Below are 16,876 nucleotides of genomic sequence, written 5' to 3'. Positions count from 1 at the left end.
TTGTTGCACAAACTAAAAAAATAAAATCACCATTACAAATACTGTTGAAAAATGATAAATTCCGACAAAACTTAGCAACTTTATAAAATTTTCTTTACATTATGGTTACAACGATAGACACTCTTCTTCTTATGATATATAACATTCATAGGGAAAGGAGCCAGACAACCATGAAAAAGAAATTTGCAGCGTTTAGTGTTTTAGCAGCAGGAACACTTTTTGTTTCTCCGTTACTTTCACCCGTATACGCTGAAACGAATCAAGATAAATTATCTAATATTCAATCTGAATTAGAAGGAAAACAAAATGACTTACAAAATAAATCAGTTGAGAAAGAACAAATAGAAAAAGAAATTCAAGAATTACAAAAGAAAATCGACGATTTAACTACTTCTATTAATAAAAACGAAGCTGAATTAAACGATACAAAAAAAGAAATTAGTAAAACACAACAAATAATTACTGAAAAAAAGAAACATATAGAGCAATTACAAACAAACATAGATACGCGTCAGGAAGTTATTAAACAACGTTTACAATCTATGCAAGAAAAACCTCGTACAAACATCATTACAGAGGTATTAACAAATTCTACAAACATTGCTGATCTTGTTGATAATATGTACTCTGTAAGTTTAATTTTAAACAATGATACAGATATTGTTAAAAAGCAAACAACTGACCAAAATGCTGTGACGAAAGAAAAAGAGGCTGTTGAGAAAAAAGAGCAACAACTGAAAGAATCCGAGCAAAAATTAGAACAAAAACAGCAAGAATTACAAAATAACCAACAACAGCAGCAAACCTTTATTAGCGATCTACATGCAAAAGTAGCAAAAGTAGATTCAGAGATTGAAGGATTAGAAGAATCTAAAGGCATTTTAGAAAATCAGCGTCAAGCTGTTCAAAAAGCAATTGAAGAAGAAAAACGTGCCGAAGAGGCTCGTAAAGCTGAAGAAGCTCGCAAGGCAGAAGAAGCTCGTAAACAAGCCACTACATCTGCTCAAACAGCTCAAGCAGCTCCAACACCACACGATACAAATATTGGCGGGTTTATTAAGCCAGCAGCTGGATCAAAAACTTCTGGGTTTGGCGTGCGCTCTATAGATAACCATAAAGGAATCGATATCGCAGCCTCAGGAACCGTTCCAATTATTGCCGCTGCTGATGGTGTTGTTATTCGCTCAGAATTATCATCTAGTTACGGAAACGTTGTGTACTTATCTCACCGTATAAACGGAAAAACATATACGACAGTATATGCTCATATGAGTAGCCGTTCTGTATCAAATGGACAAACTGTAAAACAAGGCACTCAACTTGGATTCATGGGAAATACTGGCCAATCATACGGGCAGCATTTACACTTCGAACTTCACCTTGGAGAATGGAATGTCGGTAAGACAAACGCAGTGGATCCATCTCCTTATATCGGATTATAGAAAAAACTCGGTTCATACCGAGTTTTTTTATTTCCACTTCACACACTATAGGCATTCCACATAGACTACAACTAAATGCCCATATTTTACGAGGTGAATCATATGAATACACAATTACAACAGAAAATAGAAGAAGCTAGAGAAACTTACATTGGCCGGTTATTTACATTTGGCGGCTCAGCATTATTTTTAATCGGATCATTCATTGCAGTCGTCACAGCCTATAAAGCGTATAATCGTTTATTGAATACACCTACAACATAATAAAAAGACGGAGAAATCTCCGTCTTTTTATTATGCAAACATTTTAAATACGCCTATCGCATTTAAAAATACAATAATTACCGTTACTGGAATAACATAACGAAGCAAGAAGAACCAAATATTAAATAATGTTTTCCCTTTCGTTTCCGTAACTTCTAATTCTTTCATTAACATTTCTTTACTCATTTTATTTGGTACGAATAGTGAAATGGCTAGTACTCCGAGCGGCAGTAATATATTACTTACCGAAAAATCGACGAAATCAAAGAATGTCTTACCAAATATTTTCACATCACTCATAATTCCAAACGATAATGCTGACGGGATTCCAACTGCAAAAATAAGAATACCAATTAATAATGATGCTGACGGACGCTTTTTCTCATTATCTTTCGCAACAGATGCTACTACAATTTCAAGCATGGAAATCGCAGATGTTAAAGTTGCAAAGAAAAATAAAACTAAAAACATAATGAAGAAAAATTGTCCAAATGGTATTTTCGCAAATACTGCTGGAAGGACGATAAACAGTAGTCCTGGTCCTTCAGTCGGCTTAACGCCTAATGCGAAAATCGCCGGGAAAATTGCTAATCCTGCAAGTACTGTAATAAAAACAGTTAAACTTACAATAGACGTTGCTGATTTAGCTAAATGTTCTTCTTTCTTCAAGTACGAACTATACGTGACCATTACTGAGGCACCTACTGTTAGCGAGAAGAACGATTGTCCCATCGCGTATAAAATCGTATCTGCTGTCAGCTTTGAAAAATCTGGTTTCAAAAAGAACTCTACCCCAGCAAAAGCACCATCGAGTGTTAACGCACGAATAATGATTGCAATAAACAAAATAAATAATAGTGGCATCATATACTTACTTGCCTTTTCTATTCCCTTCTCTACACCTTTACTTACTACAAAAATAGTACAAAGCATAAAGATAAATTGCGCTCCAATCGCACTTACTGGATTTGAAATCGTTTCACCAAATAATTTTCCATAATCAACAACACCATTCCAAAAGCTTCCTGTAATACTATAGTATAAGTACAGTAAAATCCATCCACCTACGACACTATAGAAAGAGAGTACACTAAAACAAGTTACAACTCCCATACGACCAATCCAAGGATATAATTTACTATTTGGTACTAGTACTTTATAAGCTGTAACTGCCTCTTTTTGGGTGCTACGTCCAATGACAAATTCCGCTATTAGAAGAGGCATACCTATAAATAAAGTTAATAGTAAAAATACAAGGAAGAATGCGCCTCCCCCACCATTACCTGCAACATATGGAAATTTCCATATGGCACCAAGACCTACTGCGGCTCCGGCTGCTGCGAGTACAAAGCCTATTTTCGATGTCCATTGCTGTGTTTCTTTCATCATAAATTCTCCTTTTCTGAATATTTAAACTTTTGTTAATTATACACTTTCATTTCATACTCGCACACCTCCTTTAGAAAATAAAAAAGTCCCCTACACGCAAATATGCATGTAGAGGACGATATATGTAATGTAAATACCGTGGTACCACCTCAATTGGATTGATAAATCCCACTTGTTCAAGTACAGGAAAATTCCGATACTCTATCCTTTTAACGGCGGAACCCGGGTTGCCTACTACAATGTTCAACATACCTCTCGCAAGCCCATTCTGTATATTTTATCGTACCGGGCTCACACCTTCCCCCAGCTCTCTGAACGTATCAAATATACATACTCTTCTTGCTCATCGATTTCATCTATTGAAGTTACTTGTGATTATAAATTATATTTTTATAGTTGTAAAGTACAATTTATTCATTATCCTATATGAACTCTTCTCTCTAATTCTTGTAAAAACAATTCTCTTTTTTGTTCATTTTGAACATATACCGACTTTAATACTTCTTGCAACAATATATTTCTCTCTCTTTTCTCTATTTGTAGTTCTTTCACTTTTATTCTAACTTCGGATAAAAAATCAAGATACGGTTCATACGCCTCATCATATTTATTTGCGATATCATCACGAATTTTTTTTGCAAGTTTCGGACTCGCTCCTCCGGTAGAAACAGCCACATTCAATAATCCACGATGAATTGCCGCTGGAAAATGAACATTACCACTTTCCGGGTTCGTAATAACATTTACTAACTGATTTTCTGCGCTATCTTCAGCAACTTGTTCATTTAATACGGCATCACTACTCGCTGCAACGACTAAAAAAGCACCTTTAATGTCACTTTTTTCATACTCCCTTTGATACCAACGAATTTTCTTTTCTTCCACAAGTTTCACTAAATTCGCATCCAATTCAGGACTTACCACAACTATATCCGCACCTTGTTTTAGTAAAGGAATAATTTTGAATCCCGCGACTTTTCCTCCACCAATGACAACAACACGTTTCTTCTCAACTCGCACTGTAAGTGGATACATATTGATCTCCCTTCAATAATTTCTTCGTTTTCTGAATTAACATATATTGAAATGCTTCATTCTTTCCTAAATACGGACTTATTTTTATCTCATCCAACTCATATTGGCGCACTTCTTTTTCAATATGTTTCATAAGTAAACCTGTAAATAATAAGTAAGGCAGTACAACGATATTCTTTTCTTTTCGTTCAACAACTTCCTTTAACTTCTCCTCAAATTTCGGCTCGGCAGCCGCTAAATAACAAACCTCTACTTTTTTAATTTTCTCTTCATGTTGAAATAAAGAAGCAATCCAGTTTATATCTCTTAATACTTCAGGATCACTACTCCCTCTTGCTACGAGAAGTAGCGTCACTTCATTCTTATCTTCCTGTTCAATGCCACTTCCACTATACACCGATTTCACAAGTGTTTCTGATACACCAAACGGGTTACCGTAGGTCACTTTAACATTCGAAAATTGATTATTTAACTTTTCCAATTCAAACGGTATATCTTTTTTCACATGACCTGCCGCTAATAAAAAAACTGGAATAACAATAATCTCTGTAGCACCACGCTTCACACATGTACGGAACCCTTCATTAATCGTTGGGCTCGCTAACTCTAAAAAACAAACTTCTTGAATACTTGCCTCTACACGGTTCATGCATGACGTAATAAATGCAACCGCTTCTTCTTTAGCTGCTTTCAAACGACTTCCATGGCATATATATAAGATGGCTTTCATTTTATAACACTCCACTTACTTGATAGGTACTTTCTGTCTGTTTCTCAAACCAATGGATTTTTTCTCGAAAACGGACCACTTCTCCAATTACAATCATGCTCGGATTTTGAATTTGTTCTTTTTTTGCAACATCCACAATTGTTCCTAACGTCCCAACAACTGTGCGCTGCATTGATGTCGTTCCCCGTTCAATAATAGCAGCAGGTGTACTTTTGTCTTTTCCATGCTTCATCAGTTGTTCACATATGTAGGGTAAATTGCTAACCCCCATATATACAGCTAAAGTCTCTACACCTTTCACTAAATTTTCCCACTTCACTTCTTCTTCAGCACCTTCTTTCCTATGCCCTGTCACAATAGCAAAACTTGCACTTGCATCACGATGTGTCACTGGAATGCCAGCATAAGCAGGAGCAGCTATTCCAGCTGAAATACCAGGAACGATTTCAAATGGTACCCCTTGCTTTGCTAACGCTTCAGCTTCTTCTCCTCCTCTACCAAATACAAATGGATCCCCGCCCTTTAGCCTCGTTACAACTTTTCCCTTTTTCGCATATTTAATAAGAAACGTGTTAATCGTCTCTTGCTTCATCGTGTGATAATTTGGTAGTTTTCCGCAATAAATTAAATCCGCTTCAGGCTTTGCATGGGAAAGCAACTCTTTATTCACGAGACGGTCGTATAAAATAACATCTGCCTTCTTAATACATTTCAACCCTTTCACAGTAATTAAATCTGGATCACCAGGACCTGCACCAACGATATAAACCTTCCCCATCATCTCTCCTCATTTCTACTATTAAAGTGAAACTTCCATCCTTATATACGAATGGAAGTTTTCATTATTTCGTATTACCTTTTTCCTACTCATGAATAACAAATGCTGCACCTTTTCGAATCTTCTTTTTTTCAAATAGAGAAATCTCCTTTACTTCTGGTAACGGTAAAAAATGCTTTTCAAGCTCTATCTCCGCGAGCTTAAATGCCTGTTCTTCACTTTGAGCAACAACAACAATCGGAACAATACTATTTACTAACACAGCTTCAAATCGATATAAATCCATATTGTCCCTCCTAAGACGCTATTACTTCTTCTAACACAGTATTTAACGCTATTTGTAATGTCTCTATACCAACACGGCTGACAAAATCATAAAATGTTTCAGCTGGTAATTTATTCTCTTTGAAATAGCTTATAAATGATGCAAGTACATCAGGTAGATCCTCGCCATCTATTTTCCCTTTTAACTTTTGGTTATAAGCACCGCCATCTAACAGCGTTCCACCTACGTATATTTCAAATGCTTCAACAATTCCTTTTTCCTTCGTTTTCATTTTCACCCCTTGCAATCCAATATCAGCAATTTGACGTTGCCCACATGAATTCGGGCATCCTACCATATGAATACGAACTGGAACATCGAGTGCAATTTGTGTATCTAAGTACTCTGCGATTTTGCGTAATCTTTCTTTCGTTTCTACTAAAGCAAGATTGCAATACTCAATACCGGTACAGGAAACCGCATGACCAATAAATGATTTAGGACTTGCTGATATGGCTTTAAACAACGGCTCATTTAGTAAACCTGTTACATTTTTTGGCGGAACATTCGGAATAATGAAGTTTTGCGAATTACATGTACGAATCTGTCCATTTCCATACTGCTTAGCAATTCTTGCAATCTCAAACATTTCTTCTGCATGTAGACGTCCTACCGGCACATTAAAACCTACATATTTTAGTCCATCTTGTTTTTGATCTTGAACACCATAAAAGTATCCCGCATTCCATCCTTTGAGAGCACTTTCTCCTTTACTTTGCAATGGTCCTATATACTCTATTAGTTTCTCTTTAAATTTCTCTGCTCCCCAGTCTGCAACTAGAAATTTCAAACGAGCTAAATGACGTTTTTCACGGTATCCAAAATCACGGAATATCGTAGCAATCGCAATTGCTACCGCCTTCACTTCTTCTGGTAAAACGAATACATCTAATTCATCAGCTAGATATGGACGGGCTGATAATCCACCGCCTACTTTTATATGAAAACCAACTTTTTTCTCACCATCTATCTCTTTCGTTGCAGGTGTAAATGCAACACAGTTAATCTCTGCGTTTGCTGAATTATAAATGTTAGAACTAATAGACATTTTAAATTTACGCGGTAAGTTAGAAAACTCTTCATTATGTTGGAAATAATCATATACCTCTTTCACAATACCCGTTGTATCAAACAGTTCATTTGCATCAATACCAGCAAGTGGATTCCCTGTAATATTACGCGTTATATCACCACACGCCCCCGCTGAAGATAACCCAACTCTTGCTAATCTTTTAAAAATATCTGGAATTTGATGAATTTCTAACCAATGAAACTGAATCGCCTGTCTTGTCGTAATATCTATTACGTCACGCCCATAATCCTCAGCGATAGAAGCAAGCACTTCTGCCTGTGCATTCGTAATAATCCCTGAAGGAATATTTACACGCATCATAAAATATCCAGCTTCTTTCGGTCTTTGTAAATATAACCCTGCCCATTTGAATGCGTCCCACTCTTCTTTCGGAATAGATTCGAAGCCATTTTCTGCATAGTAAGGAATATCATTAAAGATTTCCAATCCATCTTTTTTCAATTTATTTTTCTCAGTCTGATTTAATTTTTCATTGTTAGCCCATACTTTTTCATAACTCATTTTTTATCCCCCTATATAAAACTACGCTCTTGTAAGTACTTCACGATTTGTTCTGCACATTCTTCAATAGAATACTTGTGCGTTTCTACAATTAACTCTGCTTTCTCTGGCTCCTCATACGGTGAATCAACACCAGTAAACTCTTTAATATCACCCTGTCTTGCCTTTTTGTATAACCCTTTTGGATCACGTTTTTCACACTCTTCAATTGGACATTTTACAAACACTTCTATAAACTCATCTGCTGCTAATAGATCTCTAACTTGTTTTCGGTCTACTCGAAACGGTGAAATAAACGCTGTAAGAACAACAGTACCTTGATCTACAAATAGCTTCGCCACTTCACCAATCCGTCTTATGTTTTCCATACGATCACTTTCAGAAAAACCTAAGTCTTTATTTAAACCGTGGCGTACATTATCTCCATCTAGTACATAGTTTCCAATATTCTTTTCAAATAGTTTACGAGCAACCGCGTTCGCCACCGTAGATTTACCTGAAGCTGATAGACCAGTAAACCAAACTACAAAACTATGATGCCCATTTCTTACTCTTCTCTCATCTTTTGAAACAGATGCTGTATGCCAAGTAATATTCGTATCCATGTCATTCTCTCCCTATTCTGTTACTACTTCTTTTTTCAAACCTTTAATTAGCACTTCCACTACTTCTTTACGACTAAATGTACTCGGCGGAACCTCACCGTTTCTTAATAGTTCTCTTACTTTCGTACCTGATAAAATGACATGATCCTCTTTTCCGTGTGGGCATGTTTTCGTCGAAGCCATCGCTTCACACTTCGTGCAGTAAAAACTATGTTCAAAAAATAATGGTGTAATCCCTAACTCTTCCACTGTAAAGTTTGTAAAAATTTCTTGTGCTTCATAAGTCCCGTAATAATCTCCTACTCCTGCATGATCACGCCCTACGATAAAGTGGGTGCATCCAAAATTCTTTCTGACTATTGCATGGAATATCGCTTCCCTCGGTCCTGCGTAACGCATTGCTGCAGGAAATACGCCTAAAAAGACACGATCTTTCGGATAATAGTTTTGAAGTAATACTTCATAGCTTTCCATCCTTACATCAGCAGGAATATCGTCCGACTTCGTTTCCCCAACGAGTGGATTTAAAAAGAGACCATCTACAATTTCAAGGGCAGATTTTTGAATGTATTCATGGGCACGATGTACCGGATTTCTCGTTTGAAATCCAACCACTGTTTTCCAACCACGTTTTTTAAATTCTTCTCTCGTTTCAATTGGATCTAAATGATAAGAAGGAAACGGATTATTTTCAAAGCGCTTTGTAAGAATAATAGCTCCCCCGACATAAACGTTCGGTCGTTCATATAATTTTTTCACTCCTGGATGAGCCTCATCCGTCGTTTTATACACAAGTAACGCTTCTTTTTCCTTGTCAGGCACAAAAATATCTTCTATTTGAATGACACCATATACATTTTCAGCATTAACAAGTTTTACTTCCTCTCCAGCTTTTAGACTCTCTGCTACTTCTTCTGTTACTGGTAATGTAATCGGTATACTCCATATGCTCCCGTTTGCTAAGCGAAGCGTTTCTACGACCGAATCATAATCTTTCTTTCCTAAAAAACCAGTAAGTGGGCTATATCCCCCTGTCGCTAATAGCTCTAAATCACTTAACGCAATGTTGTCTAGTTCAATTTCTTTTTCGATTTGTGATACGTCGTAAGTCTCGTCTATACGATTTATTAATTCGTTTCTTGTACTCATTTTCTATTTCCTCTCTTAGCTTTATTTTCAAATTCATCTTATTGGTAATGAAGACCACATTCTGTTTTCACTTTCCCAGACCACCTACCATCTCTCGAATCGCCACCCTCACCTACAGGTAACGTACACTTCTCACACCCAATACTTGGATATCCAACATCATGCAGTGGGTTATACGGTAAGCTATGTTTGTATACATATCGCCACACTTCTTTCCACGTCCAATGAATGAGTGGACAAACTTTAATAGATTGAAAGCGATGATCTTGATTTATAAACTTTGTATGCTTACGTGTTTCAGATTGTTCCCTCCTTAAGCCCGATATCCACGCTTTTTCCGCTGCTAATGATTTTTCTAACGGTAAAATTTTTCTAATTTTACAACAAAGATTCGGATTACTTTCCCATAATTTCTCACCATGCAACTTCGCTTGTTCATCAAGCGTAAGTTCCGGCTGTTTTTCTATAATATTTAATGAAGGAAATCGTTTCCGCACTTTTTGAATTAATTCATACGTTTCTTGAAAATGAACATTCGTATCTAAAAATACAACTTTAGCAGATGGATTTACTTGGTTTATAAGATGCAGCAATACCATCCCTTCCACTCCGAAGCTACATGCGTATACAATTTCACTTTTATATTCTTTATAAGCCCAACTTAATACAGATAGCGCGCCTTTCGTTTCATCTTCTTCTGAAAATGAAACATTATTTTCTTCCCACGTTTCATACGTCAACATGTTCTTTCCCCCTGTAAAAGCAAAAAGACGGTTTTAACCTAATATAATAGGTTAAAACCGCCTCTAGTTTTTCTAGTCAGCGCTTTTTACTTTAAACGTACCTTTTCACTTTTCTCTAATTGAATGACTTTCCCATCTTGCACAACAATTGTAATTGAACCATATTTCATATCAGCAAGCATCGCTTGAATTTTCTCAGATACTTCCTCAAAATGTTCCCGTACGCTCACGCGAACAGCCCCCCTTTTTATTCATAAAAAAAATCTTTCCCATTTCGAAAAGACTGTTCGGTAATATATTTTACCTTATCTTTCAAAATGGATTCCATTTTGCTGGATTTAGCACCTTGCTTTCTATAAGCAGGTTGCCGAGCTTCTTCGGGCCAGTTCCCTCCGCTTCTCTTGATAAGCTTTGTATTTGTATTTTATCACAATTCTGATTTTTTTCAATCCTAGTTTTCCGATATATTTTAATTATTTTATTTTATAAAAAAGGAATTGCCCATCCGAACAACTCCTTTTTCCCATTCACACAAGTTCTTTAATACGTATGCGATCGTTCCCAATAATATTTTCATATGTTTCACGCTCTACAACAATTTGTGATGTGCCGCCTTTCGCGAAGACGACAGCTGGTCTACGAATCCGATTATAATTATTCGCCATCGAGTATCCATATGCCCCTGTACAAGAAATTGCTAATAAATCGGCTGAAGCAACTTTCGGTAGAGTGATATCCCAAATTAACATATCTCCACTCTCACAGCACTTCCCAGCAATCGAGACAAGTTCCTCATTCTCATCATTCCCTCGATTCGCTAACATCGCTTCATAACGAGCGTTATATAAAGCAGGTCTTAAATTATCAGTCATCCCACCATCCACTGATACATATTTCCGAATACCAGGAATGTCTTTCACAGATCCGACTGTATAAATTGTCGTTCCAGCATCCCCTACAATACTACGGCCTGGTTCAACCCATATTTCTGGCAGGGGATAATTACATACTGTAAATTGTTCCCTCACAGCACTTGTTACAGCTCGCACATATGTCTCAAGAGTTAATGGTGTATCTGACTCTGTGTAGCGTATTCCGAATCCTCCGCCTACATTTAGCACTTTTACTACATAGTTTGTTCGCTCTCTCACTTGTTCTAAAAATTGACGAAGAACTTCAATCGCTCGCACAAAGCCGGCCGTTTCAAATATTTGTGATCCGATATGTGAATGAATTCCTAACACATTATAATTTGATTTTTGTAAAGCAATCTCAATCACTTGCATCGCTTGACCATTTGACACGCCAAATCCAAATTTCGAATCATCTTGGCCTGTTGTAATATATTCATGTGTGTGCGCCTCTACTCCGGGCGTTACACGAATTAATATGTTCACAAATTTCCCATGTTGCACTGCTAAATCATGCAAAATTTCTAATTCCAAGAAATTATCTACGACAAAACAACCAATATTCGCCTGAAGAGCCATCACAATTTCTTCTTCTGTTTTATTATTGCCGTGAAAATGAATGCGTGATGCCGGAAATCCTGCTTGCAGCGCAGTATATAATTCTCCTCCAGAAACAACATCTAATGACATATTCTCTTCACGAGCCACTCGGCACATCTCCATGCACAAGAACGCCTTGCTTGCATATGCTACTTGATAAGAGAAACCACTTTCTTTAAACGCACGATGAAACGCGCGGCACTTTCCTCGAATTGACTCTTCATCGTATACATAAAGTGGTGTTCCGTATTGTTTTGCTAGCTGCGTCGTATCGCACCCTCCAATTTCTAAGTGTCCTTGCCCATTGATTCGGCTCGTGCCGTGTAAATACATTTGAATTCCTCCCTTATTTCCTCTAAAACTCATAACCCCAATCTTCTATTCATTGCAGCACGCTTTTAGATAGACAAAAAACGCGCGGAACAATGTTCACACGCGTTTCTTATTAGGAAAAATATATATTGAAAAAATAAACGAGTTGTTATCTCCTCAAAATAAGAAACCGCATCAACATCTCCAAATAGCTCTCCATAAAATAAATATTATGACAGTACTACATTTATTCAATGCAGTCCCAATATATGAATAAGATGGTTATTCTTATATTTCGGCAATAGTCCCTTTCAACCTATGATCACAGATTCCATTAAATCTCCCATAGCTTACTCTTTCCTATCGCGGCCTCTACCTTTGAGAGTAGATGAGGTAAGTCTATTTAATTTTCAAACATCTAATTGTTGCTATTAACAATACCAAAGGACCATTTTATTTGTCAAACAATTTTTTATATTGTTTTTTTACAGTTTAATTTCGTATCATTTGGTAAGCGCTTTACTGAAATCTTTGACACTTCCCATTCGCCTTCTTCATTATTAAATGTAATCGTTACCTTCTCAAATGGTGGAGCAATTTTCCCAGCAACTCGTTCATACTTCGTTACTTCAATACTTGCTTGAAATAAATATGTACCGCTATACACTTTTTTTAAACTAATAATTTTAGGACATTGATAAGGCTTCAAGCTCCCATATTGTTTTTCAATTGCTTTATTTATTTTCGGAAATAAAACAGAATAAAGGGCATCTTCCATAAGAGGTGCATCATATTGGGCTACCGACACACTCGGTGAAGCAAAAAGTATAACACTACTGCATACTATAAAATATAATAATTTTCGCATTATAACCTCCGTATTATTACACGATTCTTTCTGCGCACGATAATTATCATACATAGAAACTCCGTTTTATTGTCTCCCACTGCCCTTTTTCTACTCAATTATTATAAAAAAGTCCACAACTCTCTTTTATTTTCGTATAATGATACTCATAGTATAATAAACATAATAACAAAGGACTGTTCGTATATATAAAATGAGGCGCTAATCAAACCGGCTCACAAGAACTGTCATGCTTTTTAGGAGAGGAGTATATTATGCTACAACGTCTGTTTCCAAAACTGCGATTTGCACTCGTTGCAGTCGTTTTATTATGGATAAAAACATATATTGTGTACAAGCTAGCATTTGATATTAAAATTGATAACTTCTTTGAAGAATTTATGCTTTTTATTAATCCACTAGCTGCGTTACTTTTATTTTTCGGTTTTGCTTTACTTGCATCTAAACACCGAAACCGTATTATAGTTGGAATCAGTTTTATACTGTCCTTTATTTTATTTGGAAATGCAATGTTTTATGGGTTTTATAACGATTTCGTTACGTTCCCAGTTTTATTTCAAACAAATAATATGGCTGATTTAGGGACAAGTATAAAAGAACTCTTTACGTACAAAACATTACTTTTATTTGCAGATGCAATTATTTTAATGTTTCTTTCACGTAAATTCCCAGCATTTTGCGACAAGACGCCACTTTCTCGCTCTGAGAAGCGAACTTTCTTTAGCGGTGTAACAGCTCTATTAGCATTACAAATTGTCGTTTCAGTTATTTATAAGCCACAAATGTTCTCACGCTCATTTGATCGTCAAACTGTCGTGAAAAATTTAGGTTTATACACATATCATCTATTTGATATTACACTTCAATCTAAATCTTCGGCTGAACGTGTATTTGCAAGTGGTGACGGGTTCTCTGAAATTAAAAACTATACAGACTCAAAAGATAAGCAAGTTGATAAAAACTTATTTGGAGCTGCAAAAGGTAAAAATGTAATTTTGATTTCAATGGAATCTACACAAAGTTTTGTTATTAATAAAAAAATAAATGGAAAAGAAATCACTCCATTTTTAAATGAATTTATTAAAGATAGTTTTTATTTCGATAACTTCTATCATCAAACGGGACAAGGTAAAACTTCTGATGCTGAATTTATCGTTGAAAATTCACTTTATCCGTTAGACCGCGGTTCTGTATTCTTTACTCACGCAACAAATGAATATACAGCTACACCAGAACAATTAAAAAAATACGGATATTCTTCTGCTGTCTTCCATTCAAACGATAAAACGTTTTGGAATCGTGATGTAATGTATCCTGCACTTGGATATGATCGTTACTTTAATTTAAATGATTACGTAGGCACAGAACAAATGTCTGTCGGTTGGGGATTAAAAGATAAAGGGTTCTTTGAACAATCGATTCCAAAGCTAAAATCTTTACCACAACCGTTCTATACAAAATTTATTACTTTAACAAATCATTTTCCATTTCTTCTAAATCCAGAAGATCAATATGTTGATGAGTTTAATTCGGAAAGTGGTGTTGTAAACCGCTACTTCCCAACCGTTCGTTACACGGATGAAGCTCTTAAACTATTTATTAAACAATTAAAAGAGGAAGGACTGTATGATAATTCCGTTATTGTCATTTATGGAGATCATTACGGTATTTCTGAAAACCATAATGCAGCTATGGCTCAGTTCCTTGGTAAAGACGCTATTACACCGTTTGATTCTATGCAATTACAACGCGTCCCTCTCATTATTCATGTACCTGGTCAAGAAGGAAAAGTCATTTCTAAAGTATCTGGTCAAATTGATATTAAGCCAACGCTACTTCATTTACTTGGTATTAAAACAAATCAATCAGTTGAATTTGGAACTGACCTATTTATTAAAGAAGAAGATCCACTTATGGTAATGCGTGATGGTAGCTTCGTTTCGGAAAACTATATTTATACAAAAAACATGTGCTATAAACGAAATACAGGTGAAGAAGCGGACATTTCATTATGTCAACCAAATATTGAAAAAGCAAAAACTGAATTGAAACTCTCCGACAAACTCATTTATGGAGACTTATTACGTTTCGATCCTAACAATCGTTATAAAACCGGAACAATGACAACGAAATTTGAATAGCGCCAGAAGCAACTTTTATAAAAGTTGCTTCTTTTTTCACTTATTTTTCAAATCATTCCGCTATGAAATCTTTCACAAATTGGGAATTTTTTTCGTATGAGGAAGAAATTTATGGTATGATAAAATAAGTAAAATTTCATAAACTAATTAAGAATTTATTACAGAAAGCAAGGGATCAGATTTTGTATAGAGCAGCTATTCCAAACTTATTTACGCTCGGAAATTTATATAGTGGATTCTTGTCAATCGGCTATGCATCTTTAGGATATTATAAATCAGCTGCTATTTTAGTACTTATCGGGATGATGTTAGATAGTCTTGATGGGCGTGTTGCTCGTTTATTACGTGTTGATTCACAAATGGGAAAAGAGCTTGACTCACTGGCGGATGTCGTAACATTTGGTGCAGCACCTGCTGTTCTCATGTATTACACATCTTTCTCCAATTACGGAATCATCGGACTATACATAGCGGGACTATTCCCTCTTTTCGGAGCATACCGTTTAGCACGATTTAATGTAACACCATCTTCTACTTCAATGAAATATTTCACTGGCGTACCGATTACAGCAGCGGGAGGGCTTGTTGCTTTCTTAACATTATTTTCACATACCATTCCAAAAATCGTTCTTATTACAGTATTTGTAACGTTCGCATTTTTAATGGTGAGCCGCATTCGTATCCCAAGTTTAAAAGATGTACCAATTCCACGATATAGCATCATTATTACACTATTTTTAGTTGGAATCATTATCACAATGTACCAAACAGGGTTCGGTAATTTTTCTGTTTTCTTATTCATTGCTATTCCACTATACATTTTGTATATGCTATCTCAATTTCTTAGACAAATACCATCTAAAAGAGCAAATAAAGACAAATAAGAAACCTTCCGGAACCGGAAGGTTTCTTTTTATTTTGTAACGAATACTTTTTGATTTACAGGTGTTACAGGCTCTTCACCGTTTAATACTGCTAAAATATTTCTTACTGCCATTTCAGCCATCGCATCACGCGTTTCGAATGTTGCATTTCCTACGTGAGGAGCAAGTACTACATTCTTTAACCCTTTTAGCTCTTCAGTAATTTTCGGTTCAAATTCAAACACATCAAGAGCCGCCCCTTCAATTTCATTCGTTTTTAATGCATGAGCGAGTGCTGCTTCATGCATGATTGGTCCACGTGAAGCATTTATAATATACGCTGTTTTCTTCATCATTTTGAACTGTTCTTCATCAATCATATGGTGCAATTTCGGATTATACGCACAGTTAATTGTAATAAAGTCTGCTGTTTGTAATAATTCTTCTAATGTTACATATGTTGCTTCCAGCTCACTTTCAGCTTCAGGCTTTCGGTTTGGTCCTGTATATAAAACATTCATTCCAAACGCTTTCGCACGCTTTGCAACTGCCTTTCCGATTTCTCCAAGGCCAATAATTCCAATTGTTTTACCGTGTACTTCGCGGCCTAAGAAAAATAATGGTGCCCATCCATTAAATCCAGTTGTACGACATAGCGTATCACCTTCCGGAATTCTACGTGCCGCTGCTAAAAGAAGTGCAAATGTTAGTTCTGCAGTAGCTTCAGTTGATACTTTCGGTGTATTCGATACTACAATTCCTTTTTCACCCGCATACGTGTAATCAATATTGTCGTAACCAGCACCATAGTTTGCAACAATCTTCAAATTAGGTGCCGCATCAATCACTTCTTTTGTCACCTTTGTAGAAAGTAGGCTTAACAATGCATCTTTGTCTTTTACACGCTCTGTTAATTCATCTAAAGAAATTAACGCCTCTTTATCGTACATTTCTACATCATGATCCTTTAATAGTTCTAATCCGATTGCTGGAATTTTCCCTGCTACTAATATTTTTGCCACTACTAACACCTCTTCTATAGAAAATAAGATATCTCTTATCTTTTATTGTAAGAAATCCACATATAAAAACCAAGGAATTTGATTATAGTTTTGAAAATCGACACT

General features: G+C 36.0%; 17 protein-coding genes, 2 riboswitches and 1 other annotated feature. Of the genes, 4 read left to right on the top strand and 13 right to left on the bottom strand.

Annotated elements, in window-relative coordinates; translation table 11 throughout:
* The first annotated feature begins 170 nt into the window (after positions 1–170).
* Both DM800_RS16905 and DM800_RS29245 read left to right on the top strand, forming a co-directional pair.
* The gene (locus DM800_RS16905; protein ID WP_087985513.1) at positions 171–1,442 is read left to right on the top strand and encodes a murein hydrolase activator EnvC family protein; all 1,272 of its coding nucleotides are present in this window, start codon (positions 171–173) and stop codon (positions 1,440–1,442) included.
* 102 nt (positions 1,443–1,544) lie between these two features.
* Positions 1,545–1,706, top strand: a complete 162-nt coding sequence (locus DM800_RS29245) for a hypothetical protein (protein ID WP_001096003.1) — start codon at positions 1,545–1,547, stop codon at positions 1,704–1,706.
* A gap of 30 nt (positions 1,707–1,736) precedes the next feature.
* Here the strand turns inward: DM800_RS29245 and DM800_RS16900 are convergent, their stop codons facing one another.
* The 12 genes from DM800_RS16900 to DM800_RS16845 form a co-directional block, all read right to left on the bottom strand.
* Positions 1,737–3,092 carry a sodium-dependent transporter gene (locus tag DM800_RS16900; protein ID WP_137012669.1) on the bottom strand — a complete coding sequence of 452 codons (1,356 nt, stop codon included), beginning with the start codon at positions 3,090–3,092 and terminating at the stop codon, positions 1,737–1,739.
* 111 nt (positions 3,093–3,203) lie between these two features.
* Positions 3,204–3,451, bottom strand: a binding site (T-box leader).
* Positions 3,452–3,512: 61 nt separating this feature from the next.
* Positions 3,513–4,130, bottom strand: coding sequence for an NAD(P)-binding protein (locus DM800_RS16895; RefSeq protein ID WP_098147979.1), 618 nt, complete (start codon positions 4,128–4,130; stop codon positions 3,513–3,515).
* Positions 4,105–4,860, bottom strand: a complete 756-nt coding sequence (locus tag DM800_RS16890; protein WP_098199249.1) for a sirohydrochlorin chelatase — start codon at positions 4,858–4,860, stop codon at positions 4,105–4,107. The genes DM800_RS16895 and DM800_RS16890 overlap by 26 nt, the downstream gene beginning before the upstream one ends.
* Position 4,861: 1 nt before the next feature.
* Positions 4,862–5,638 carry a uroporphyrinogen-III C-methyltransferase gene (gene cobA, locus DM800_RS16885; RefSeq protein WP_137012667.1) on the bottom strand — a complete coding sequence of 259 codons (777 nt, stop codon included), beginning with the start codon at positions 5,636–5,638 and terminating at the stop codon, positions 4,862–4,864.
* A gap of 85 nt (positions 5,639–5,723) precedes the next feature.
* Entirely contained in the window at positions 5,724–5,924 is a 201-nt protein-coding gene (locus tag DM800_RS16880) for a DUF3906 family protein (protein WP_000366913.1), read from the bottom strand.
* 10 nt (positions 5,925–5,934) lie between these two features.
* The gene (locus tag DM800_RS16875; protein ID WP_097889753.1) at positions 5,935–7,557 is read right to left on the bottom strand and encodes a nitrite/sulfite reductase; all 1,623 of its coding nucleotides are present in this window, start codon (positions 7,555–7,557) and stop codon (positions 5,935–5,937) included.
* A gap of 11 nt (positions 7,558–7,568) precedes the next feature.
* Entirely contained in the window at positions 7,569–8,162 is a 594-nt protein-coding gene (gene cysC / locus DM800_RS16870) for an adenylyl-sulfate kinase (protein WP_048561381.1), read from the bottom strand.
* 12 nt (positions 8,163–8,174) lie between these two features.
* The gene (sat, locus tag DM800_RS16865) at positions 8,175–9,311 is read right to left on the bottom strand and encodes a sulfate adenylyltransferase (RefSeq protein WP_088062662.1); all 1,137 of its coding nucleotides are present in this window, start codon (positions 9,309–9,311) and stop codon (positions 8,175–8,177) included.
* Positions 9,312–9,349: 38 nt separating this feature from the next.
* On the bottom strand, positions 9,350–10,054 hold the full coding sequence (locus tag DM800_RS16860) for a phosphoadenylyl-sulfate reductase (RefSeq protein ID WP_075308704.1): 705 nt from the start codon (positions 10,052–10,054) through the stop codon (positions 9,350–9,352).
* Between the two features lie 86 nt (positions 10,055–10,140).
* On the bottom strand, positions 10,141–10,284 hold the full coding sequence (locus DM800_RS16855) for a YezD family protein (protein ID WP_000116163.1): 144 nt from the start codon (positions 10,282–10,284) through the stop codon (positions 10,141–10,143).
* Between the two features lie 72 nt (positions 10,285–10,356).
* A riboswitch (SAM riboswitch) is annotated at positions 10,357–10,465 on the bottom strand.
* Positions 10,466–10,581: 116 nt separating this feature from the next.
* Positions 10,582–11,898 (bottom strand): diaminopimelate decarboxylase, encoded by a 1,317-nt coding sequence (gene lysA, locus DM800_RS16850; RefSeq protein ID WP_000280662.1) that lies wholly within the window; start codon positions 11,896–11,898, stop codon positions 10,582–10,584.
* 180 nt (positions 11,899–12,078) lie between these two features.
* Positions 12,079–12,260, bottom strand: a riboswitch (Lysine riboswitch).
* Positions 12,261–12,349: 89 nt separating this feature from the next.
* Positions 12,350–12,745: a DUF3888 domain-containing protein gene (locus DM800_RS16845; RefSeq protein ID WP_001228833.1), complete on the bottom strand. Its 396-nt coding sequence runs from the start codon at positions 12,743–12,745 to the stop codon at positions 12,350–12,352.
* A gap of 254 nt (positions 12,746–12,999) precedes the next feature.
* On the opposite strand from DM800_RS16845, the gene DM800_RS16840 reads away from it, so the two are divergent.
* Together DM800_RS16840 and pssA are read left to right on the top strand one after the other, a co-directional pair.
* Complete coding sequence (locus tag DM800_RS16840; RefSeq protein ID WP_147787234.1) at positions 13,000–14,886, top strand: LTA synthase family protein; 1,887 nt, start codon at positions 13,000–13,002, stop codon at positions 14,884–14,886.
* 182 nt (positions 14,887–15,068) lie between these two features.
* Complete coding sequence (gene pssA, locus DM800_RS16835) at positions 15,069–15,770, top strand: CDP-diacylglycerol--serine O-phosphatidyltransferase (protein WP_060489528.1); 702 nt, start codon at positions 15,069–15,071, stop codon at positions 15,768–15,770.
* A 29-nt stretch (positions 15,771–15,799) separates the two neighbouring features.
* Here the strand turns inward: pssA and DM800_RS16830 are convergent, their stop codons facing one another.
* Entirely contained in the window at positions 15,800–16,771 is a 972-nt protein-coding gene (locus tag DM800_RS16830) for a 2-hydroxyacid dehydrogenase family protein (protein ID WP_087985506.1), read from the bottom strand.
* Between the last annotated feature and the right edge of the window lie 105 nt (positions 16,772–16,876).

This window comes from Bacillus sp. AY18-3 (assembly GCF_008042305.1).
Lineage (GTDB): Bacteria > Bacillota > Bacilli > Bacillales > Bacillaceae_G > Bacillus_A > Bacillus_A wiedmannii.
Note: the sequence above shows the minus strand (reverse complement) of the source record. Positions and strands in the feature narration are given on the sequence as shown.